Annotated in this window: 18 protein-coding genes; 2 read left to right on the top strand and 16 right to left on the bottom strand. The window is 68.7% G+C overall.

Going from position 1 to position 20,560, the window contains the following annotated elements; all coding sequences use genetic code 11:
- The first annotated feature begins 56 nt into the window (after nt 1–56).
- Nucleotides 57–1,133, top strand: coding sequence for a class I SAM-dependent methyltransferase (locus V9K99_RS40350; RefSeq protein WP_337007931.1), 1,077 nt, complete (start codon nt 57–59; stop codon nt 1,131–1,133).
- Here the strand turns inward: V9K99_RS40350 and V9K99_RS40345 are convergent.
- From V9K99_RS40345 to V9K99_RS40285, 13 genes are read right to left on the bottom strand one after another with little or no spacing between them, the layout of a single operon-like run.
- A complete protein-coding gene (locus V9K99_RS40345) occupies nt 1,115–2,377 on the bottom strand; it encodes an RNA polymerase sigma factor (RefSeq protein WP_337007929.1) in 1,263 nt (420 codons plus the stop codon). The genes V9K99_RS40350 and V9K99_RS40345 overlap by 19 nt on opposite strands.
- A 32-nt stretch (nt 2,378–2,409) precedes the next feature.
- Nucleotides 2,410–2,817 (bottom strand): TIGR03668 family PPOX class F420-dependent oxidoreductase, encoded by a 408-nt coding sequence (locus tag V9K99_RS40340; protein ID WP_337007927.1) that lies wholly within the window; start codon nt 2,815–2,817, stop codon nt 2,410–2,412.
- Between the two features lies 1 nt (nt 2,818).
- Nucleotides 2,819–4,411: a phytoene desaturase family protein gene (locus V9K99_RS40335; RefSeq protein ID WP_337007925.1), complete on the bottom strand. Its 1,593-nt coding sequence runs from the start codon at nt 4,409–4,411 to the stop codon at nt 2,819–2,821.
- 29 nt (nt 4,412–4,440) lie between these two features.
- Nucleotides 4,441–5,268: an HpcH/HpaI aldolase/citrate lyase family protein gene (locus tag V9K99_RS40330; RefSeq protein ID WP_337007923.1), complete on the bottom strand. Its 828-nt coding sequence runs from the start codon at nt 5,266–5,268 to the stop codon at nt 4,441–4,443.
- The gene (locus V9K99_RS40325) at nt 5,269–6,432 is read right to left on the bottom strand and encodes a CaiB/BaiF CoA transferase family protein (RefSeq protein WP_442914755.1); all 1,164 of its coding nucleotides are present in this window, start codon (nt 6,430–6,432) and stop codon (nt 5,269–5,271) included.
- 20 nt (nt 6,433–6,452) lie between these two features.
- Nucleotides 6,453–8,441: an SUMF1/EgtB/PvdO family nonheme iron enzyme gene (locus V9K99_RS40320; RefSeq protein WP_337007919.1), complete on the bottom strand. Its 1,989-nt coding sequence runs from the start codon at nt 8,439–8,441 to the stop codon at nt 6,453–6,455.
- Nucleotides 8,438–9,349, bottom strand: coding sequence for a ribokinase (locus tag V9K99_RS40315; RefSeq protein WP_337007917.1), 912 nt, complete (start codon nt 9,347–9,349; stop codon nt 8,438–8,440). Before V9K99_RS40315 ends, V9K99_RS40320 begins: the two co-directional genes overlap by 4 nt.
- Nucleotides 9,339–10,631, bottom strand: coding sequence for an ADP-ribosylglycohydrolase family protein (locus V9K99_RS40310; RefSeq protein ID WP_337007915.1), 1,293 nt, complete (start codon nt 10,629–10,631; stop codon nt 9,339–9,341). The genes V9K99_RS40315 and V9K99_RS40310 overlap by 11 nt, the downstream gene beginning before the upstream one ends.
- A gap of 44 nt (nt 10,632–10,675) precedes the next feature.
- Nucleotides 10,676–11,809 carry an ADP-ribosylglycohydrolase family protein gene (locus V9K99_RS40305; RefSeq protein WP_337007913.1) on the bottom strand — a complete coding sequence of 378 codons (1,134 nt, stop codon included), beginning with the start codon at nt 11,807–11,809 and terminating at the stop codon, nt 10,676–10,678.
- A complete protein-coding gene (locus V9K99_RS40300) occupies nt 11,809–13,092 on the bottom strand; it encodes an ABC transporter substrate-binding protein (protein WP_337007911.1) in 1,284 nt (427 codons plus the stop codon). Before V9K99_RS40300 ends, V9K99_RS40305 begins: the two co-directional genes overlap by 1 nt.
- A gap of 20 nt (nt 13,093–13,112) precedes the next feature.
- Nucleotides 13,113–13,946 (bottom strand): carbohydrate ABC transporter permease, encoded by an 834-nt coding sequence (locus V9K99_RS40295; RefSeq protein ID WP_337007909.1) that lies wholly within the window; start codon nt 13,944–13,946, stop codon nt 13,113–13,115.
- Nucleotides 13,943–14,863: a carbohydrate ABC transporter permease gene (locus V9K99_RS40290; RefSeq protein ID WP_337007907.1), complete on the bottom strand. Its 921-nt coding sequence runs from the start codon at nt 14,861–14,863 to the stop codon at nt 13,943–13,945. The genes V9K99_RS40295 and V9K99_RS40290 overlap by 4 nt, the downstream gene beginning before the upstream one ends.
- Nucleotides 14,860–15,849 (bottom strand): LacI family DNA-binding transcriptional regulator, encoded by a 990-nt coding sequence (locus tag V9K99_RS40285; RefSeq protein ID WP_337007905.1) that lies wholly within the window; start codon nt 15,847–15,849, stop codon nt 14,860–14,862. Before V9K99_RS40285 ends, V9K99_RS40290 begins: the two co-directional genes overlap by 4 nt.
- 519 nt (nt 15,850–16,368) lie before the next feature.
- On the opposite strand from V9K99_RS40285, the gene V9K99_RS40280 reads away from it, so the two are divergent.
- Nucleotides 16,369–17,295, top strand: coding sequence for an endonuclease domain-containing protein (locus V9K99_RS40280; RefSeq protein WP_337007904.1), 927 nt, complete (start codon nt 16,369–16,371; stop codon nt 17,293–17,295).
- Between the two features lie 137 nt (nt 17,296–17,432).
- Here the strand turns inward: V9K99_RS40280 and V9K99_RS40275 are convergent, their stop codons facing one another.
- The 3 genes from V9K99_RS40275 to V9K99_RS40265 form a co-directional block, all read right to left on the bottom strand.
- Nucleotides 17,433–18,335 carry a zinc metalloprotease gene (locus V9K99_RS40275; RefSeq protein ID WP_337007902.1) on the bottom strand — a complete coding sequence of 301 codons (903 nt, stop codon included), beginning with the start codon at nt 18,333–18,335 and terminating at the stop codon, nt 17,433–17,435.
- 75 nt (nt 18,336–18,410) lie between these two features.
- Entirely contained in the window at nt 18,411–19,379 is a 969-nt protein-coding gene (locus V9K99_RS40270) for a potassium channel family protein (RefSeq protein ID WP_337007900.1), read from the bottom strand.
- Nucleotides 19,333–20,448, bottom strand: coding sequence for a GNAT family N-acetyltransferase (locus V9K99_RS40265; RefSeq protein WP_337007898.1), 1,116 nt, complete (start codon nt 20,446–20,448; stop codon nt 19,333–19,335). The genes V9K99_RS40270 and V9K99_RS40265 overlap by 47 nt, the downstream gene beginning before the upstream one ends.
- Nucleotides 20,449–20,560: the final 112 nt, after the last annotated feature.

Raw genomic sequence — 20,560 nt, 5'->3', positions numbered from 1 at the left:
GAAGTTACAACTCAGGTCACGTGACCCAGCCCACACCCCGCCGTACGATCCGTTCCATGGGTACGACGGACGACCGGACGCAGGCACTGGCCGATCGGCTCCTCCGGGACGCCGGCGGAGCCCTGGAGCTCTACACCATCTACCTCGGCGAACGACTGGGCCTCTACCGGGCGCTCGTGGACCACGGCCCCGCCAGCGAAGTCGAGCTGGCCGATCACACCGGCATCGCGCCGCGCTACCTCCGCGAGTGGCTCGAGCACCACGCCGCCAGCGGCCTGATCGACGTCGACGACACAACCGCGGAACCAGAGGTACGGCGCTACAGCCTGCCGCCCGAGCACATCCCGGTCCTCGCCGATCCGGACGACGTCCGCTACCAGGCCCACCAGGGCGTGGAGATCGCCCGCGCCGGCCGGCGGCTGCCCGACCTGGTCGAGGCCTTCAGGACCGGCGGCGCACCGCCCCCGCTTGCCTGGGAACCCGAAGGACGGGCGGAGTGGAACCGCCCGCTGTTCCTGAACCTGCTCACGAAGGAGTGGCTGCCCTCGATCCCGGAGCTCGACCGCAGGCTCCGCACCGACCCGCCCGCCCGGCTCGCCGACGTTGCCTGCGGCACCGGCTGGGCGGCGATCGCCATCGCGCAGGCCTATCCCCGCGTCACCGTGGACGGGTTCGATCTCGACCAGGACGCGGTCGTCGCGGCGCGGGAGCACGCCGAGGAGGCCGGCGTGGCCGATCGGGTGACCTTCACAGTCACGGACGCCTCCGATCCGGCTCAAACGGCCGGCTACGACCTCGTCACCATCATCGAGGCCCTGCACGACATGACGCGCCCGGTCGAGGTCCTGCGCGGTGTGCGGGAGATGCTCGCCCCGGACGGAACTCTCCTGGTCGTCGACGAGCTGGTCGAGGACGAGTTCACCGCGCCGGCGTCAGACCTCGAGCGGTACCACTACAGCTGGAGCGTCCTGTCCTGCCTACCCGACGCGATGGGAGACCCACAGACCGCGGCGACGGGAGCGGTGATGCGTCCGTCGACTCTTCGCCGCTACGCCACCGAGGCAGGCTTCCGGGACCTGCAGGTCCTCCCGATCGAGGACGACTACTTGCGCTTCTACCGGCTGATTCCCTGATCTCCGGAGATACCGGCGGCCTTGGCGGTCAGATACCGCTGTTCAGGCAGGCTCGTCGTACGACGTGCCGCGGCGAGGTAGTGCTCATGCGCCTTCGCCGGCTCCCCCGCGCGCTCATACAAGTGCGCCCGTACGGCGTCCAGCCGGTGTGTCTCGGTGAGGTTCTTGTCGTCGTCGAGCGTGGCCAGCAAGTCGAGACCCGCTTGGGGACCTTCGACCTGGGCGAGTGCGATCGCCCGGTTCAGCGTGACCATCGGGTTCGGCGCGAGCTTCTCCAGCAGCAGGTAGAGAGCCAGGATCTGGCGCCAGTCGGTCTCGTCAGTACTCGGCGCCTCGGCATGGATCGCCGCGATCGCCGCCTGCACCTGGTACGGCCCGGCCGCGCCCTGAGCCAGGGTCCGCAGGATCAACGCGGCACCCTCCTCGATCTGCTCGCGATCCCACAGCGCCCGGTCCTGCTCGTCGATCGGCACCAGGCCGCCGTCGGCCGTCGTACGCGCCGTACGACGGGAATCCGTCAGCAGCATCAGGGCCAGCAGGCCGGCCACCTCACCGTCGCCGGGCAGGGACTCGTGCAGCATCCGGGTCAGTCGGATCGCCTCGGCGGTCAGCTCGACCCGCTGTAGTTCCTCACCCGAGCTGGCCGTATAGCCCTCGTTGAAGATCAGGTACAGCACCTGCAGCACCACCCGCAGCCGGTCCGCCTGCTCCTCCTCCGGCGGCATCTCGAACCGGCTGCCGGCCGCCTTGATGCTCTTCTTCGCCCGGCTGATCCGCGGTGCCATGGTTGCCTCCGGCACCATGAAGGCCCGGGCGATCTCCGTGGTCGTCAGACCGCCGACCGCACGCAACGTGAGCGCGACCTGCGAGGCCGGGGTGACGGCCGGATGACAGCACAGGAAGAGCAGAGTGAGCGTGTCGTCGGAGTCCGGCGGCGCGTCCGCATCGGCGCCTGGGGCAACCATCTCCTCAGGCCCGGCCATCGCGGCGACCGTGTCCTCACGCCGCCGCCGAGCGCTCTCACTGCGGAACTGGTCGGTCAACCGCCGGGTCGCGACCGTGATCAACCACCCCCGCGGATTCGCCGGTACGCCGTCCACCGGCCACTGCGTCGCCGCCGCCAGCAAAGCCTCCTGTACGGCGTCCTCACACAGATCGAACTGCCCGTACCGCCGAGCCAGGAACCCCAGCACCTGCGGCGCCAACTCCCGCAGCACCCCTTCCACACCCACGCCGTCACTCACCGCGATTCCCTCCCGCAAGCCGTCCTTGCACCCTACGCGTAGGACCAGCCGGACCAGCCGTTCACCTGGACGACGATGACCGGGCCGCGCGGCGGATCGGCTTCGTACTGTGGGTACTTCGCCCGCAGCAACTCAACCGCCGCCGGCGCCTCCGGCAGCACCCGCGCAACCCCGTCGACCCGCACCCACCACAGGTGCGTCCAGTCCTCGTCGTACTCGTCGACCAGGATCGCCACCCGCTCGTTCTCCGCGATGTTGCGCAACCGCTTCAACGCGGTCGTCGTCTTCGGCTTCTGATCGATCCCGACGAACACCTCGTCGCCGTGCACCGCGTACGTCACCGGTACGACGTGTGGCCGCAGGTCGGCTCCCACAGTCGCCAACCGGCCCACCCGCGCCGCCGCGACCCGGGCCCTGCAGGTGCCCTCGTCAAGTCGCACGTCAGCGTTGTAGGTGTCGGAGTGCCGCGGCTGGGAAGGTGCGGGTGAGGGGGCCGAGGAGGGAGGCGTCGCGGAGGGCGGTCCGGGCGGCCAGGTGGCCGCAGGCGCCGTGGACGCCGCCACCGGGGTGGATGGCGGAGCTACCGAGGTAGAGGCCGGACACGAAGGTGCGCGGACTGCCAAGGCCGATGGTCGGGCGGAAGACCAACTGCTGGTGGAGTTGCATGGTGCCGCCGCCCAGCGCACCGAGACCGAGGGATGCGTTGCCGGCCTCGAAGGCGCTCGGGCGCTGCACGTCCCGGTCGATGATCAGCTCGCTGAACCCGGGGGCGTACCGCTCGATCGCACGCTCCATCCGGCCAGCCAGTTTCGCCGCCGACTCGTCGTCGGCGATCCCGCGCGGCAGGTGCGCGTAAGCCCAGACCGCCTCGGTCCCCTCCGGTGAGCGGGACGGATCGGCCTTCGTGGTCTGCCCGATCAGCAGGAACGGCGTCGACGGCAGCCGGCCGGTGTCGAGGTCGGCGCTCAGGTGGACCAGGTCGTCAGCGGTCCCAGCCAGGTGGACCACCCCGGCGGACCGCGCCTCGGGCGACCGCCACGGGATCGGCCCGCTCAGCCGGAAGTTCAGCTTGACCGTCGGATAGTCCCACTCGAATCGCTCGTCCAGGTCCCGCCGCAATCCCGCCGGAATCGTTGCACTCGGCAACAGGGCGTCGTACAGCGCCGGCGCGGAGGTGTCCGCGATGACGGCGCGGTTGACCACCACCGTCTCGCCGGAAGCCGTGCGTACGCCGGTCACCCGGCCGGACGAGATCTCGATCGCGCTGACCGGCGTACCGGCGACAAGCAAAACACCGGCGCGTTCGGCCCGGCTGACCAGGGCGCCGGACAACGAGTTCGAGCCGCCGGCAGCCACCGGGTAGCCGACGTCCTGCGCCAGCATCGAGAGCAGCCAGCCCATCGTCCCGCTGACGCTGCCCGACAACGGCGCGTCCGCGTGCAAGGCGTTGCCGGCGAGCACGGCGCCACCACGTGGGCCTTCGAACAGCTCCTTGCCCATCCTGTGCATCGGCATCGCCATGAACCGGGCGAACCGCAGCAACTCCCCCGCCGACCCGAGCTTGCGGACCAGGTTGATCCCCGGCCGGACCGGCGGCCACGAGGTGAGCAGCGACTTCAGCAGGGGCTCGCGGATCGCGACGTACTGCTGGTAGAGCCGCAGCCAGGCGTCGCCGTCTCCCGGGTGGTCGGCCGCGATCGACTTCGCGGTGTCCTCGGGGTCTGGGTGGAGCGCGACCGAGCCGCCTTCCTCGTCCAGCAGGTGCACGAGCGGGAGTGGCGCGTGGGCCCAGCGCAGGCCGTGCTTCTCCAGCTCGAGCGCGCGCAGTACCGGTGACGCCACGCCGAGTGGGTAGCTCGAACTGAAACGGTCGCTGATCCAGCCGTCGCTCTCGGTCGACCGGACCGCGCCGCCGAAGGTCTCCGCGGCCTCCAGCACCAGCACGTCCCAGCCCGCGTCGGCGAGGGCGATCGCGCTCACCAGCCCGTTCGGCCCCGACCCGATCACCACGGCATCAACACTGCGCGGCAGCATGCCTACGACCTTAGGGCATGCGGGATGCCCTAACTCTGCCGGGACTCGATCTCTCGCATCAGGGTGGTCAGCTCGCGGGCGCGCCCCACCATGGCCGGGTCCACCATCCGGCCGTCCGGCAGCACGATGACACCGCCTTCGGCCACTCCAGCTTTCTCGACTGCGGTCAGCAAGGCCTCGGCTTCGGCCAGTTGTACGGCGGTCGGCGTGAAGCACTCGACGATCGTCGACAACTGCCGCGGGTGGATCGCCGTACGCCCGACGAAACCGAGCGCCCGGCCCTCCAGACTCGTCTGCCGTAGTCCGTCCAGATCGTTGACATGCGGATACACCGACATCATCGGAGCACCCAACCCGGCGGCCCGGGACGCCGACACCAGCCGGCCGCGCGCCCACGCCAGACCCGCCGACCCGTCCACCCCGAGCGAACTCGCCAGGTCTGCCTCACCCAGACCGATCGCCACCACGCGAGGGTCCGCGGTCGCGATCTCGAACGCCTTCTCCAGTCCCAGTGGCGACTCGATCACGGCCGTGATCCTTGCCGACGGCACTTGTTCCAGTACGGCGTGCACATCGGCCGCGCTCTCCACCTTCGGCAACCGGATCCGGATCCGCGGAAGCACGGCCACCGCGCCCAGGTCGTCCTCGATCCACGGCGTACCGGGCGCGTTGACCCGGACCTCCACCGGCCCCGACGCGTTGGCGGCGATCCACGCCACCGCCCAGCCGCGCGCGGCCGCCTTGTCGTCGACCGGTACGGCGTCCTCCAGGTCGAACACGACCAGATCCGGGCCCGCGGCAACTGCCTTCGCGAATCGATCCGGCCGGTTCGCCGGGACATACAGGGCAGTCAGCACTTAGACCACGCCGGCTTCGCGCAATGCCGCGAGTTGCTCGGGCGTGACACCGATCTCCGCGAGCACCTCGTCGGTGTTCGCGCCATGCGGCCGGCCGGCCCAGCGGATCGACCCCGGCGACTCCGACAACCGGAACAACACGTTCTGCATCTGCACCGGTCCCCCCAACTCCTCGTCGTCCACGGCAACGATCGTCTGCAGAGCGGCGTACTGCGGATCGGTCATGATCCCGCGGATGTCGTGCACCGGCCCTACCGCGGCCTCGGCCTTCTCGAACTCCGCCATCACCTCGTCCAGCGGTCGCTCGGCGATCCACGACCCGACCGCCTCGTCGAGCTCGTCGGCATGCAAAGCACGCTCGCGCCCGGTCGCGAACCAGGGCTGGGCGACCAGATCCGGCCGCCCTACCAGCGTCACCACCCGCTCGGCGATGCTCTGCGAACTCGTCGACACCGCGACCCACCGGCCGTCCGCGGTCCGGTAGACGTTGCGCGGCGCGTTGTTCGACGACCGGTTCCCCAGCCGCGGCTGCACGTACCCGGTCTGCTGGTACGCCGTGATACCGCCGCCGAGCATCATCAGGATCGGCTCGATGATCGCCATGTCGATCACCTGGCCCTGACCGGACCGATCGCGCTCGCGCAGCGCGACTATCACGGCGTACGCGGTCGCGAGCGCGGTGATCCCGTCCGCCAGCCCGAACGGCGGCAGCGTCGGCGGACCATCCGGCTCACCGGTGACGGCGGCGAACCCGCTCATCGCCTCCGCCAGCGACCCGAACCCAGGCCTGCTCGACCAAGGTCCCACCTGGCCGAAAGCCGTCACCCGGGCGATCACCAGCCGTGGGTTGGCGTCCAGCAATACGTCGGGACCGAGACCCCAGCGCTCCAGCGTCCCCGGCCGGAAGTTCTCGATCAGTACGTCGTTCTGACGCACCAGGTCGAGGAAGACATCGCGACCCCGGGACAGGTCGAGCGTCGCGAGCCGCTTGTTCCGGCCGAGCGTCTTGAACCACAGCCCGACCCCGTCCTTCGAGGCACCGTGTGTCCGGGCCGCATCGGGCCGGGCCGGGTGCTCGATCTTGGTGACATCGGCCCCGAAGTCAGCCAGGAACGTCGCCGCCAGCGGTCCCGCGAACAGCGTCGCCGCCTCAAGTACCTTCACACCGTCGAGTGGAGCAGTCCTCATCCCGCACACCTGAAACCGATGGTCTCCGAGCGATCGAGACCACCACCGGTCAGCACCAGCTTGAAGCTCACCTCAGGCTCCTTGGGCCCGCCGTCGGCGTACCAGTCGGAGCCCTCGGCAACATAATGCGAGCCGCCCTTGAGGATGCAGAACCGGCTGCGCCCGTCACGGTGCTCGCTCTCGGTCAGGTTCCACACCATCGGCTCGGCCCGGGTGAACCCGTCCAGCCCGGCCGCGACCTGCCACTCGTCCTCGGTCGGCAACCGCCCACCGCGCCACTCCGCATACGCCCGCGCGTCCGGCAGGTCGACGTACGTCACCGGCTGGTCCTCGGTCCCGGCCACGGGCGCGCCGTCCACCCAGTGCTTGAGGAACCGGTTCGCAATCCGCGGCCGGTAGCCGGTCGCGGCGAGGAACTCGGCGTACTCGGCGTTCGTCACCTCGGACACCGCAACCGAGATGCCCTCCAGGACGACATCACGCTGGACCGTCTGAGTGTCGTGCAACCGTGGCGGCAGCGGCTTCCACTCCTCCACGTACGGCGCCTGGTCGTACAAACCGGTCTCGCGACGCCGATGCCGGACCGTCAACGCCTGCTCCCCCGCCGGTACGACGACGACCGGGCCGATGGACGCATCACCCGAGACCTCGGGAACCGGAAGACGCTGGGCCGGTGCAGCCGGGAACGCGGAGTCCTTCAGGTGTGGTCGAGGCAGAGTACCCAGTCGGCGAGCAGTCGCCCGGCAACTGGATCCGGCCGTGGCACCGACCCGGACGATCCCGGTGACGCCACGCCCCGGGACGACCAGGTGGACCCCATCGTCATCGGCGGTGATCGGCACCCCGGAGGTCACGTCGTACCAGTCGCCGACCTGATCCTCCGAGCGCAGCACGATGCCCTCGAAGTCCTGCTCGTCGCGGTTGATCAGCGTCCAGAAGGTGATGTCGGCCAGATCCCAGCGCGAGCCGTAGACGCCGTGCTCACGCGCCTTGTCCGGCACCTCCGGGGTCAACTGGATCCAGTCGCCGTTGATCAGCACCGGCGCGAAGGCCCGTTGCGCGGCGACCATCCGGCGCAGCGTCGCCCGGTCGCGCGCGTTCCAGCCGACCCACGCCGAGAAGACCGACTCCCAGACCAGCATGCCGACGCCGTTCACCCAGGCCGACTGCAGCTCGTCGCTGTGATCGCGGTTCCAGCGGCGGGTGTGGTGCATCATGTGCCGGCGCTCGAACAGGTGCGCCCGCAGTACGCCGGGAGCCTTCGTGTCGGCGAACCACTGCGCCCAGGACAGCGCGTGGTCCCCGATCCTTGCCATCGGCAACCGCGACTCGCCCTCCAGCGCGATCGCCGGGTTCGCCCTCCGGAGCGCGCGGGCGAAGGCCGGGTCGCCCTCCTTCAGTGTGTCCAGGAAGACACCGTCGACGGCGTAGTCCGTGACCAGGGCGGCGAACTCGTCCGCGTCGGAACGCGCCGCCCGGCGGGTGCCGACGTCCCACGGGTTGTAGTCGAAGAACACCTTCAGCCCGAGCCGGTGCAGATCGTCGATCAGCTCCCGCAGGTCGGGTACGTCGCGGTAGAAGTCGAACTGGTTGCGCGAGTCGATCCCGATCACCGGGTACGCATGCCACAGCACGACCGCGTCGTACCCGCCGAAGTCCTCGACCGCGTGCTGGACGAACTTGTCCGGGGTGAACTTCCCGGTCGCGACGTCGTACAGCTGGTCGTCCCAGAGCCAGACGAGCGCCACCGAGTACGCCGTCTGGGTCCACTCCCGGCCGGGGACCTCGTAGTGGGTGCCGTCGTACGGCGTCCGGTCGTAGGCGCCGATCAACCACTCGGCGAGCTTGCCGCGCCACCGCGGCAGGTCGGCCGGGTCCTCCGGCGCGCCGAGGATCTTGGCGTCGTCGAGGAAGGCCAGGTCGGCCCGGAGCCCCAGGTCCACCTTGGCAGGCAGATCGATGGGCCGCGGCTCGAGCGGATTCACAGGTACACCTCCGCATAACGCGCGTCGATTGCATCCCCGTGAGGCACCGAGGCAATCGCCCCCGCGGCCTGAACACTCAATGAAGCAGCAACGTTAGCGCGTCGGACAGCATTCGTCAGGTCGCTTGGCGTGATCGGGTCGGTAGCTGACACGGCAGACAATGTTGCCGCGAGCACCCCGCAGAACGTGTCGCCCGCGGCCGTGGTGTCCACCACGTCGACCGGTACCCCGGGGACGACGATCTCACCCTCGCCGCGGGTCAGGATCACCGCGCCCGCACCGCCGAGGGTGACCACCGCGGCGGGCACCCGCTTGAGCAGTGCGGACCGGTCGGCGCCGGCGATCAGCTCGGCCTCGGTCTCGTTCACCACCAGCAGGTCGACGTCGGCGAGCAACTCGTCGGACAGCTCGGCCGCCGGGGCCGCGTTGAGGATGAAGAACGAGCTCGTCGCGGCCGCCTCCCGCACGGTGTCGAACGGGATCTCCAGTTGGGAAAGGACGATTTTCGCCCGGCCCACGACCCGGGCCGCGTCCTCGGTCAGGGCCAGCTCGCCGTTCGCACCCGGCGCGACCACGATCGCGTTCTCGCCGGACTCGTCGACGGTGATGATCGCCGTACCGGTCGGGGTGGTCGACGACGACACCAGGGAGAGGTCGACACCGGAGCCGGACAGCGCGTCGCGGAGCAGGTCGCCGGCGTCGTCGACGCCGAGTGAGGCAACGATCGCGGTTCGGGCGCCCGCCCGGGCCGACGCGACCGCCTGGTTCGCTCCCTTGCCACCCGGTCCGCGGGTCATCACCCCCGAGAGCACTGTTTCGCCGGGGCGCGGGATCCGCTGGACCGGGAGCACCAGGTCCACGTTCGCACTGCCTACTACGACCACGTCCGGGACGACATCAGGCTCCACGCCGCGCCACCTCCACAGTCCTCGCAGCCAGCTCGTCGATCGCGATCTGGTTCATTCCCGGCAGGCTCGTGGCCACCCGGTTGTCCAGTGGTGCAGACCACTCTGCCGGAACCCCGCGTACTGCGCCAAACACCGCACCGACCGTGGCGCCGGCCGAGTCAGTGTCCCAGCCACCCATCACCGAACGACCGACCGCGGTCGCGAAGTCGGGCGCCGTCAACGCGTACGCCGTGAGTGCGCTGTTGTTCACCGCGTGCACCCAATGCAGGTCGCCGTACTCGGCATGCAGAGCGTCGAGCGCGTCGTCCAGTTCAGCATCCGCGAGGGCCAATCCGAACCGGACAGCTTGTGCGATTGCGCCATCGGCAGCGACCACCTCCAGCCCGGCGAGGGCCACTTCCCGTGGGTCGTCCAAGACCAGCGCGGCTGCTGACATCGCAGCGACCCAGAGGGCTCCGTCGACACCTGCGCCGGTGTGGCTCAGCCGTGCGTCGACCAGCGCGAGCCGGGCGGCCGCCGTCCGGTCGCCGGGGTGCGCCCAGCCGTACACGTCGGTGCGGATCTGGGCACCGATCCACTCGCGGAACGGGTTACCGACCACCGCTGCCCGGTCCGGCTCGACTCCTTCGAGAAGGTTGCGGTAGGCAACACGCTCGGCGGTGAACACCCGCCCGGCCGGCAGGTCGTTCAGCCAGGCCTGGGCGACGTCCTCGGTGGTCAGCGCCGAGCCGTGCCGCTCCAGCAACTGCAAGGCCAGGATCGCGAAGTTGAGGTCGTCGTCCTCGGGCATCCCGTTGATGACCTCGCGCAGGCTCGTCGGCTTCGACCGCCGGTTCCACGGCCACCGCTTCTGCACCTCGTCCGGTACGCCGATCGCGGTGATGTACTGCGTCAGCGGCCACTGGCCGGACGTCTCCAGGATCTCCCGGATGCCGTCGCGCGGGATCTTCTCCACCGGCTTGCCGAGCAGGTTCCCTGCGGCCCGGCCGAGCCACGCGTTGAGCACCCGCTGATCGTCGGCCGCACCGAGCACGGGGAGATCCGGGATGACCGGTTCCTGCCACTTGGTCGCCCGCCGGTCCAGCTCGTCCATCAGCTCGCGGGCCAGCGACCGCAGCTCCGGCGACGCCGGTGCGTCCGAGGCACCCGAGGCCGGGGCATCCGTCGTACCGCCGGCTTCGCGCCAGCGCGCCTCGACGTCGGCGACATCCACACCTTCGGAACGGGATTGGATCAGTTGATGCGGCAGCAGATCCTCCGGCTGCACCCAGGTCAGTCTCATCCGCGTCCTTCTTTCCCTTCTTGCGGCAGCCGAAACGCGTGCATTCAGACCAGTGCGTCCAGGGCCGTGGTTCGCCGCGCCCACCGCTCGGCGTCGGCCGCGCGGATGTCCTCCGCCACCGACGCCATCACGCGGCCGGGTCGCTCCAGGTTGGTCTTGCTCGCCGCGGCGATGTCCGCCGCCCAGTCGGCCGGTACCCCGTCCAGGCCGCTGAGCGCACCGGTGATCGCACCGGCCATCGACGCGATCGAGTCCGCGTCGCGGCCGTAGTTCGTGCCGCCGAGGACTGCCCGCCGTACGTCGCCACCGGAAACCAGGACGAACCCGAGCGCGACCGGAAGCTCCTCGATCGATTTGGTCCGGCTCGGCCGGCGCGCGTCCAGAGACTGGTCGCGGTAGTCCGGCCCGACCAGGTCGTACGGCTCGATCGCCTTACGCAGCAGGGGGATCGCCTGTTCCCAGTCGATGATTCCGTCCGCCGCGTCAGCCACCGCCTCGACGGCCCTCCGAGTGCCGTCCTTGGCCAGCCTCAGGGCAGCGTCCACCGCCGAGGCGGCCGTTGCCCCCGGCACCATCGCGGCGGCGACGGCGGCCGCGAACACGCCGGCCGCCTCCCGCCCGTAACTCGACTGGTGGGCGCCGGCCAGGTCGATCGCCTCCGCGTAGGCGCCTTCCGGGTCACCCGCGTTGGCGATCCCGACCGGCGCCACGTACATCGCCGCACCGCAGTTGACGATGTTGCCGACGCCGGCCTCACGCGGATCGACGTGCCCGTAGTGCAACCGGGTGACCAGCCACTTCTCGGCCAGGAACACCCGGTGCAGCAGCAGCGCGTCGGTCTCCAGCTCGGGCACCCAACGGCGCCCGTTCAGCATCTTCGGCACCAGCAGGTCCGCGATCGCGTACGCGTCCAGGTGGGCCCGGCGCTCGTCGTACACCTCGACCAAGGCATGCGTCATCAAGGTGTCGTCGGTGATGTGCCCGTCGCCCTTGTGGTACGGCGCAATCGGCCGAGCTGTGCGCCAATCGTCGTACCAGGGTCCGACGATGCCGGTCACCCAGCCGCCGTGCCGCTCCCGGATCGCCTCCGGGGTCCAGCCCTCGACGGCACCACCGATCGCGTCACCGACCGCGGAGCCGACGAGGGCACCTGTTGCCTTCTCTTCCAGCAAGGACATCAGCTGTTGACCTGACCCCATCCGTCACTCAGTTTCTTGCCCAGCGTGGCCAGATCGGTCTTGTTCGCCAAGTACTCCTGGAGCGCCGGCGTCGCGATCTGGTCCTTCCACTTCGGGTAGTTCTCCACCGTCTGGAACGGCGCCTTGGTCAGCTCACTGCCACTGGCCAGCGTCTGCTGCCAGCCGTTCTTACCGCCGGTCGCCTTCAGGATCGCGTCCCGGGCCGCCTGGGTGGTCGGGATCAGCCAGTCACCCTGACCGACCGCGGCCAGGTTCTCGGCCTTCATGAAGTAGTCGATGAACTGCGCGGCCTGCTTAATGTGCTTGCCCTCGGCCGGCACGGACAGCGTCTGCGGGTTCGCCGCCTGCTTGGTGCTGGTGCCCATCAGCGGCGGCAGCACCTCCCACTGGAATCCCTTCGGCGCCTGCTCGACCATCTGCTGGGCCGCGTAGTTGCCACCAACAACCATCGCGTACTTGCCGGCGAAGAAGCCGGGCAGTACGTCGGAACCGCTCTGGGTCAGCGAGGTCGGCTCGATCGACTTGTCCGTGTACGCCATCGCGTGGATCCGCTTCGGCACCTCGAGCTCGGGGTCGCCGATCTTCGCCTTCGCGTCCCGGCCGGAGCCCTCGAAGAACTGCGCGTCGAAGTTCATGCCCAGGTTCAGCACGGTCGCGGTCGGGCTCTTCAGACCCCAGCCCAGGCCGTACTTGCCACCGGCGGTGAGCTTCTTGGCATCCGCCTGCAGCTGGTCCCAGCTCAGCGAGTCACCGGTCGTCGCGATCCCGGCCTGCTTGAGCAGCGCGGAGTTGCCGAAGACGACGTACGACTGCAGCAGGGTCGGCGCCGCCCATACCTTGCCGTCGCTGGAGACCGAGTCCCAGACCCCCTGCGGTACGGCGTCCTTCGTCTCCTGGCTCAGGTACGGCGACAGGTCGGCGAGGTACCCCTGGTTCGCGAAACCGGTGATGTCGGCGGACTCGTCGTGGATGATGTCCGGCGCCGTACCGCCCTGGAACTGGGTGACCAGCTGGTCGTGCACCGAGTCCCAGCTGCCCTGGACGTACTCGACCTGGATGTTCGGGTTGGCCGCGTTCCAGTCCGCGACGATCTTCTTGGTCGCGGCGACGGTGGTCTTCTGGAAGGCGAGGCTCTGGAACTTCAGCGTCACCTTCTCGGTCGACGATCCGGAGTCACCGGAGCTGCCGTCACTGTTGCCACCGCAGGCCGCGAGCGCCACCAGAGCGCCCGCCGCCATCAGGGCAGTCATTGCTTTTCTCATTGCATCTCCTCAGGGGATTTCTAACCCTTGACTGCGCCGCTGAGCAGGCCGGACACCAGCCGGCGCTGCAGGAAGGCGAAGAACACCAGGCTCGGGACAGTTGCCAGTACAGATGCCGCGGCCAGCGGTCCGAACTGGACCTGGCCCTCGGCACCGACGAAGCGGGCCAGGACCAGCGGCAGCGTCTTGAGCTCCGGATCCTGCAACAGGACCAGAGCGAAGAAGAACTCGTTCCACGCCGAGATGAAGGTGAACATCGCGGTCGCGATCAAACCCGGCCGCAGTAGCGGCATCACGATCGACACGATGGTCCGCAGCCGCCCGGCCCCGTCCACCGACGCGGCCTCCTCCAGCTCCCGCGGTACGGCGGCCACGTAGCCCTGCAGCATCCACAACGCGAACGGCATCGACCAGACCATGTAGACGATCACCACGCCGGGGATCGTGTTGGTCAGGTGCAGCGGCCGCAGGATCATGAACAGCGGGATCACGATCAGGATCACCGGGAACACCTGGCTGACCAGGATCCAGCCGTTCGTGATCGGCCGCAGCCGGCTGCGGAACCGGGCCAGCGCGTAGGCGACCGGCAGCGACACGATCAGCACCAGGATCGTGCTCGCGATCGAGATCTGCAGGCTGTTGCCGAGTCCCCGGACCAGACCCTGCTCGCTCAACGCGTCGCTGTAGTTGGAGAAGTCAATGTCCTTCGGGAACAACGAGGGCGTGATACTCGCGAACTCCCGTGGCGACTTCAGCGAGCTGGAGATCAGCCAGAGCAGCGGGAAGCCGAGGAAGATCAGGTAGCAGACGACGGCGACGTACTGCAGGACCCGGGCGGCCGGACGCGTTCTCATGCTTCGCTCCTCAGCCGGTTCCGCAGGTAGAAGGCGAGGAAGACGATGATGATGACGACCATCACGTCACCCATCGCGGCAGCCATGCCGAAGTTCCCGTACCGGAACGCCTCGTTGTAGGCGAACAGCATCGGCAGCATCGTCTTGCCACCCGGCCCGCCGGCGGTGAGCACGTAGACCAGGCCGAACGAGTTGAAGTTCCAGATCATGTCCAGACTGGTGATCGCCACGATTACGGTCTTCAGCTGCGGCAGCGTGATGTTCCAGAACTGGCTCCACGCGCTCGCACCGTCCACCGCGGCCGCCTCGTACAGCGACCGGTCGATACCTTGCAGACCGGCCAGCAGGGTCACTGTGGTCATCGGCATCCCGACCCAGATGCCGACCACGATCACGGCCGGCAACGCCGTACTGAAGTCGCCCAGGAAGTTGATTGGCTGGTCGGTCAGGTTGAGCTTCTGCAGCACCTCGTTGACCGGGCCGTTGGTCGGGTGCAGCAGCAGCCGCCACATGATCGCGACCACCACCGGCGGCATCGCCCACGGGATCAGCGCCAGTGTCCGGGCGACGCCGCGGAACTTGATGTTCGTGTTCAGCAGCAACGCCAGGCCGAGCGCGGCGACGAACTGCAGGATCGTCACCGACAGGGTCCAGATCACCCCGATCCGGAACGAAGACCAGAACAGGTCGTTCTGCAGGAGCTTGGTGAAGTTGTCGAAGCCGATGAAGTTCGTGTCGACGTTCAGGCCGGCCCGGGCGTCGGTGAAGCCGAGCGCGATACCGCGGATCAGCGGGTAGACACTGAGCAGCAGGACCGGGAGCAACGCGGGCAGGAAGAGAAAGATCGCTTCCCGGTTCTGCTTCGGCCTTCCGGTCGGCGCCTTCTGCTTCGCGGGCGCGGTCATAGTCGCGGTCATGGCGTCGACCCCCGCACACTGAGAGACGGCTGTACGACGATCCGCTTCGGACTCCGGGTGGAATCCTCAATCCTTGCCAACAGCAACTCAGCAGCCCGCCGCCCCCGCTCAGCCGACCCCAGATTCACACTGGTCAACGGCGGAAAACTCTGCTCAGCCAACTCACTGTCATCCATCCCCACCACAGCCACGTCCTTGGGTACCTCGAGTCCGGCCGCCGCCAACTCATGCATGAGCCCGACGGCCAGCAGGTCATTTGCGCAGATCACTGCATCCGGGTGTGGCTTTTCCAACACGTCCGGTGCTGCGGCGCGGCCGGCGGCGAAGGTGAAGTCGGCTGCTTCGGCGGTTGCGGCCGGCTGTAGGTCGTGTGCTCGGAGGGCGTCGGCGAAGCCCTTCGCGCGGGCCTCTCCCGGCACGGTGTCGGCGGGGCCGTTGAGGAAGGCGATGCGGCGGCGGCCCTTTTGTACAAGGTGTTCGACGGCGAGCAGCATGCCCTTGGGTGAGTTCGCGCGGACCGTGTCGACGCCGGCCTTGGCGGGGACGTTACCGGCGACGACCACCGGGACCTCGCACTCGCGGATCGACTTGATCAGGTCCTCGTCGACGCGCAGCGGGCTGATCACCAGACCGTCGGCGTACCCTCGCGCCATCCCCCGAACCAACGCGACCTCGTCCACCACGTCCGGCCCTGTCGTCGTCACCACCAGGCGATAGCCGGCCGCCGAGACGACTTCCTCGACCGCCCGCATCATCGTCACGTACACCGGGTTGCCGACGTCCGCAACGGCCAGCGTGAGCTGGAACGTCCGGCCGACCTTGAGCGACCGGGCCCGCGCGTCCGGCACGTACCCGAGCTCCTGGACCGCCCGCTGCACCCGCTCGACCATCTCCTCGGTGGCCGGCAAACCGTTCAGCACCCGTGACACCGACGCCACCGAGACCCCGGCTGCCCGGGCCACTCCAGCGATCGTCGGACGGCTCACGCCCGCCTCCTGTAATCGTTCTTGTAATCGTTTACAGATCAGACATTAAAGCGGCCTCCCGCAACCGTCAACACCGAGCCAACGACGACCACATCCTGAAACCGGACCGTGACCCAGCAGCCTCCTCCTGGGCGCACCCCCCGCCCGAGAGCATCGACTGTAAGGAGTTGGTCGTCGGAAAGCCTTTGTAGCCGGCACACTCCCCACACTCGACGGCTCCTCGAACGTCGCCGCACCAACCAACTCGCGAGGCGCGTGGAGCGGCACGCTGGCTTCAGTGGACGAGCCCGTCGGACACGGTGGCTTCACTGGACCTCAGGGGGCGGGGACCGTCGGGCACGGTGGCTTCACTGGACCTCAGGGAGCGGGGACCGTCGGGCACGGTGGCTTCACTGGACCTCAGGGGGCGGGGACCGTCGGGCACGGTGGCTTCAGTCGCGGGAGGGCTGTGGACAGGGATCAGCGTCGCCCGGTGATATGGGGCAAGCTCAGGGGATGGGGCACGTCTACAGGTGGCCGATGGCCAAGCGACGGAAGGATCTGCTCGCCGGCGGGGTTACCCGGGCACAGTTGGAATCCGAGCGCTGGGTCTCGCCGCACTTCGGCTACCACCGATCGGCGCAGGTCAATGACTCGGTCAGGCAGCGCATTCTGGATGCGGTTGCTGTGATGCCGTCTGGCGGTGTGGTCGGAGGCTGGGCTTCGGCGTACCTGCAAGGTGTTGCCTACCTGGACGGCGGCTGGGGAGCTGTCCGGGGTGAGGTGCGGGTTGGCGAACCGGTGCTCCTCGTGGTCCCGCCCAGGAGTGTGGTGAACCGGCCGGGCATCACGACTCTACGGGCGACTCTGCAGCCGGACGATGTGGTTGAGTGCAACGGTGTCAGTTGTACGACGGGCACCCGGACGGCGTACGACCTGCTCCGACTGGCGCCGGACCTGACCGAGGCGGTCGTCGCCGGAGACTGCATGCTTCATGCCGGACTCACCGACTCCAGCGCGATCTCGCAGTACGCCGGCACTCATCCAGGCCGCAGAGGCATCCGGCGGCTCCGCGATGCGCTGCCGCTACTGAACAGAATGGCCGCGTCTCCACCGGAATCGAGGCTCAGGATGCTGTGCCGGCAGGCGGGCCTGCCTCCGCTTGAGGTGAACGTACCGGTGTTCGATGTCGACGGGATCTTCCTCGGCATCGTCGACCTGCTGGAACCGGTGGCCGGTCTCGGTCTCGAGTACGACGGTGCCTACCACCGGGATCTCGGACAACACACCGCGGACAATCATCGCGAGGAGGGTCTCGAACGCAACGGACTGACGATCGTCCGGGTGACGTCATTGGACCTGAAGAACGAGGAGACTCTGCTCAGCCGGATCCGCCGCGCTCATCAAATATGTCTGACCACCACATCCATCGCCGGCCGATGGACCTACCGCCGCCGCACCGCATGACCAAGTACTCGCCACGCTGACTTCACTCGCGGGTTGCCCGCAGCCGGATCATCGAGTGTGGCGAGTGTGTCGTCGGAAGCCCTTTGCCGGCGGCAAGGTTCTCACACTCGATGATCCGAACTGTCGGACGTCACGCGCTAGCCCCGGTAGAGGAGCCAGGCGTCGGCCATGCGTTGGGACTGGCCGGGGGTGAACTCGGTGTAGCAGGAGTCGAAGGAGTAGTCCATGTAGTTGTGGATCGGGTCGAGTCCGGGTGCCTTGCAGGTGTCCTTGCCTTCGGGGCATCCGCGGGTCGGCGTCTTCTGCGCCGGCGTGTCGGCGACGAAGTCACCGTGCGGGCTGCAGCCGCCGTCGAAGGTGTGCAGGAGGTCCAGCCAGTGGCCGACCTCGTGCGTCCCCGTCTCGCCCTGGTCGTATTGGCCCGCGTACTTCGTCGACGTACCTGGCATGGACTCCCAGTCGACGACGACGCCGTCGAGGTAGGCCTGCCCAGGCTTCGTCACGACGTCGGGCAAGTACGCCCAGCCGAGGTAGGCGCCCGCGGTCGTCGAGTACCAGTTCAGGGCACCTGGTCCGCCGGTGTGGAGGGTCCGCTTCATGGTGTGTTCGTTCGTGCCGCCGATGCCGCCGTAGAACCAGGCCGCGTTGTCGGTCCGGGTCACTCCGGCCAGCCGGAAGCCGAAGCCGCTGTTGTCGCCACCTTCGCCGCCCGCGAACGTGTTGTTGAGGACAGCGATCTGCGCGTTGATCTGCTCCGTCGTCACCGCACCGATCGCGCCGTCGGTGATCACGTGGAAGTACACCGGGACCGTCACTTTGAAGCCGGGTCCGGCCTTGCCCTTCGCCGATGCCGGCAGATCCACGACGGTCTGCCCGGTATTCGGCTCCCGCACCGGCCCGCCGCGCGCTTCGGCAGTCGATGGGTCGCACGGTGCGAACCATTCGTTACCCGGTGTCGCCGCCTGGCTCGGCACCCCCGCCAAACCACCGCACACCAATGCTGCGACCGCGATGCCCACGACATGCTTGTTCCACCACATAACGCCTCACCCCTCGGGTGGGAACCGTCCCCACCTGTACCGAGGTAAGCACTCAGAAGGCAGCAGTGGAAGAGGTCACTCGTCCTCTTCGTCGGCGCCCGGGCGCTCGGCCCAGGGGGTTTCCTTGGCGGGGCGGACCACGATGAGTTTGTCGCCGGCAGCAAGGACCGAGACGCTGGAGTCGTAGTACCGGTGCACTCTGCCGTCGCGGACGACGGACACGACCCGGTCCGGCACCGCCGACGGGGGTTTGCCGACCTCGCGGCCGAGGACGGGTCGTTCGGCCACCTCGAGACCCTCGCCGTACGTCAGCAGGTCCTCCATCACCTCGCCGAGGTTCGGGCTGACCGCCGACAGTCCGAGCAGCCGGCCGACAGCCTCGGACGACGTGACGACCGCGTCGGCGCCGCTCTGCCGGAGCAGCGGGACGTTGTCCTCCTCGCGGACCGCGACCACGATGTGCGCGTCCGGGTTCAGTTGCCGCACGGCCAGCGTGACGAGCACCGCCGCGTCGTCGCGATCGGTCGTGACGATCACGTCGCGCGCCGTACTCACCTCGGCCCGGCGCAGCACCGTCCGGTTCGTCGCGTCGCCGTGGAACGCCGCCATCTGATCGTTGCCCGCGTCACCGATCGCCTGCGCCCGCGGGTCGATCACCACGATGCTCTCGCGCTTCACCCCGTTGCTGATCAGCGTCTGGACGGCGGACCGGCCTTTGGTGCCGTAGCCGACGACGACAGTGTGGTCCTTCATGCGCTTCCTCCATCGCGTGTCGCGCATGATGCGACGACCTTCGGTTGCCAGGACTTCCAGTGTCGTGCCAACCAGGACCACCAGGAACGAGATCCGCAACGGCGTCACGATGAAGGCGTTGACCAGCCGGGCCGTCGGCGTCACCGGAGTGATGTCGCCGTACCCGGTCGTGGTCAGAGTGACAGTCGCGTAGTAGATCGCGTCAACCAGGCCGACGGTGCCGTCGTAGCTGTCCTTGTAGCCGTCACGATCGACCACCACGATCAGCACCATCAGGGTCAGCAGGCCCATTGCCACCAGAAAGCGGAGGAACAGCTGAAAGAGCGGCGAGCGCGTGCTCGCGGGCAGGTTGACCAGCAGACCGTGTGGATTGCGACCGATGGGAAGGGGTGACACGAGACTGACGATATTGCACCGGGGGCTGATCCACCGCATTCGACAGGCTCTGGTCGGACAGGGCGACCGTGACCATCAGGTTGTCGCCGTCCTGCACCACCCGGGACCGCATCCGCAGCCGCTCGAGGGTGCGGAGCATCGCGTGGTTCTCCGGCTGCACCACGCAGACGACCCGATCGGCTCCCAGGCCACGCGCCTCGATGACGACCCGGCGGAGCAACTGCAGTCCCAGACCCTGGCCCTGCCAGCCGTCCTCGACGAGTACGGCGACCTCCATCGTCGTACTGCCGAACTCCTCCCAGGGCGCGGCTGTCGCCATTCCGATCACGCCGTCACCGACGGCCGCCACGACCGAGATCCCGCCGGCCGGTGCGGCCAGGTGCCGCGCGGTCCGGGTGGTCAGCTTCGGCATCGGCACGTGATAGCGCCGGGTGCGGCTCTCGTACGAGCACCGCTCGTGCATGGCGACCACGGCCTCGGCGTCCTCGACGGTCGCCTTCCGCAGATCCGGTACGCCGTCACCCGGGCGCGGGCCCTCCATCACGGTCCCCTGGTACCGCTCGGCCAGCCGGCCGGCGATCTCCACGAGTACGTCGGCCCGAGCCCACTCGGCCGGGGTGTACTCCTCGAACCCCTGCAGATTGCCCAGCTCCTCGTCCACGGACACGGGATCGTCGATCAGTCGCAGTACGGCGCGCAGGTAGCGAGTCGGGCTGTCACTCAGTACGTCGGCCTTGCACGGACGGACCGTCGTACGGGAGCAACCCGCCTCGGCGACCAGGGCGGTCAGGTCGTCGGCGGTCCAGCCGACACCGGTGGACACCACCAGCTCGTCGACGGCGCCGGTCTCGGCGGTGAACACTTCCAGACTCAGAATGTTGATGTCGTCCGCACCACACCGTGCAGCGAGTTCGGCCAGAGCACCGGGCCGGTCGGCGAGTTCAGTCCTGATCTTCCAGAGCATGCGGACGCCCCTCCCTCGTGACAACGTCCCTCCACTCTCCGCCGAAGGTGTTGCCCACCCGGGTCGCGCATGTTACGCCCGCGTCAACCTTCCCAACCCACATCCCACCCGG

It is taken from the genome of Kribbella sp. CCNWLW201, from assembly GCF_037203805.1.
In the GTDB taxonomy this organism is placed as follows: Bacteria; Actinomycetota; Actinomycetes; order Propionibacteriales; family Kribbellaceae; genus Kribbella.
The sequence above is the reverse complement of the archived record's forward strand: the minus strand, read 5'-3'. Positions and strand labels throughout refer to the sequence as shown.

Coding starts and splice junctions, on each gene's coding strand:
- V9K99_RS40335 (WP_337007925.1), bottom strand. CDS start 4,411: ATGCTGCCGCGCAGTGTTGATGCCGTGGTGATCGGGTCGGGGCCGAAC.
- V9K99_RS40305 (WP_337007913.1), bottom strand. CDS start 11,809: ATGTCCTTGCTGGAAGAGAAGGCAACAGGTGCCCTCGTCGGCTCCGCG.
- V9K99_RS40275 (WP_337007902.1), bottom strand. CDS start 18,335: ATGTGGTGGAACAAGCATGTCGTGGGCATCGCGGTCGCAGCATTGGTG.
- V9K99_RS40295 (WP_337007909.1), bottom strand. CDS start 13,946: ATGAGAACGCGTCCGGCCGCCCGGGTCCTGCAGTACGTCGCCGTCGTC.
- V9K99_RS40350 (WP_337007931.1), top strand. CDS start 57: ATGGGTACGACGGACGACCGGACGCAGGCACTGGCCGATCGGCTCCTC.
- V9K99_RS40265 (WP_337007898.1), bottom strand. CDS start 20,448: ATGCTCTGGAAGATCAGGACTGAACTCGCCGACCGGCCCGGTGCTCTG.
- V9K99_RS40310 (WP_337007915.1), bottom strand. CDS start 10,631: ATGAGACTGACCTGGGTGCAGCCGGAGGATCTGCTGCCGCATCAACTG.
- V9K99_RS40290 (WP_337007907.1), bottom strand. CDS start 14,863: ATGACCGCGACTATGACCGCGCCCGCGAAGCAGAAGGCGCCGACCGGA.
- V9K99_RS40300 (WP_337007911.1), bottom strand. CDS start 13,092: ATGAGAAAAGCAATGACTGCCCTGATGGCGGCGGGCGCTCTGGTGGCG.
- V9K99_RS40270 (WP_337007900.1), bottom strand. CDS start 19,379: ATGGGCCTGCTGACCCTGATGGTGCTGATCGTGGTGGTCGATCGTGAC.
- V9K99_RS40280 (WP_337007904.1), top strand. CDS start 16,369: ATGGCCAAGCGACGGAAGGATCTGCTCGCCGGCGGGGTTACCCGGGCA.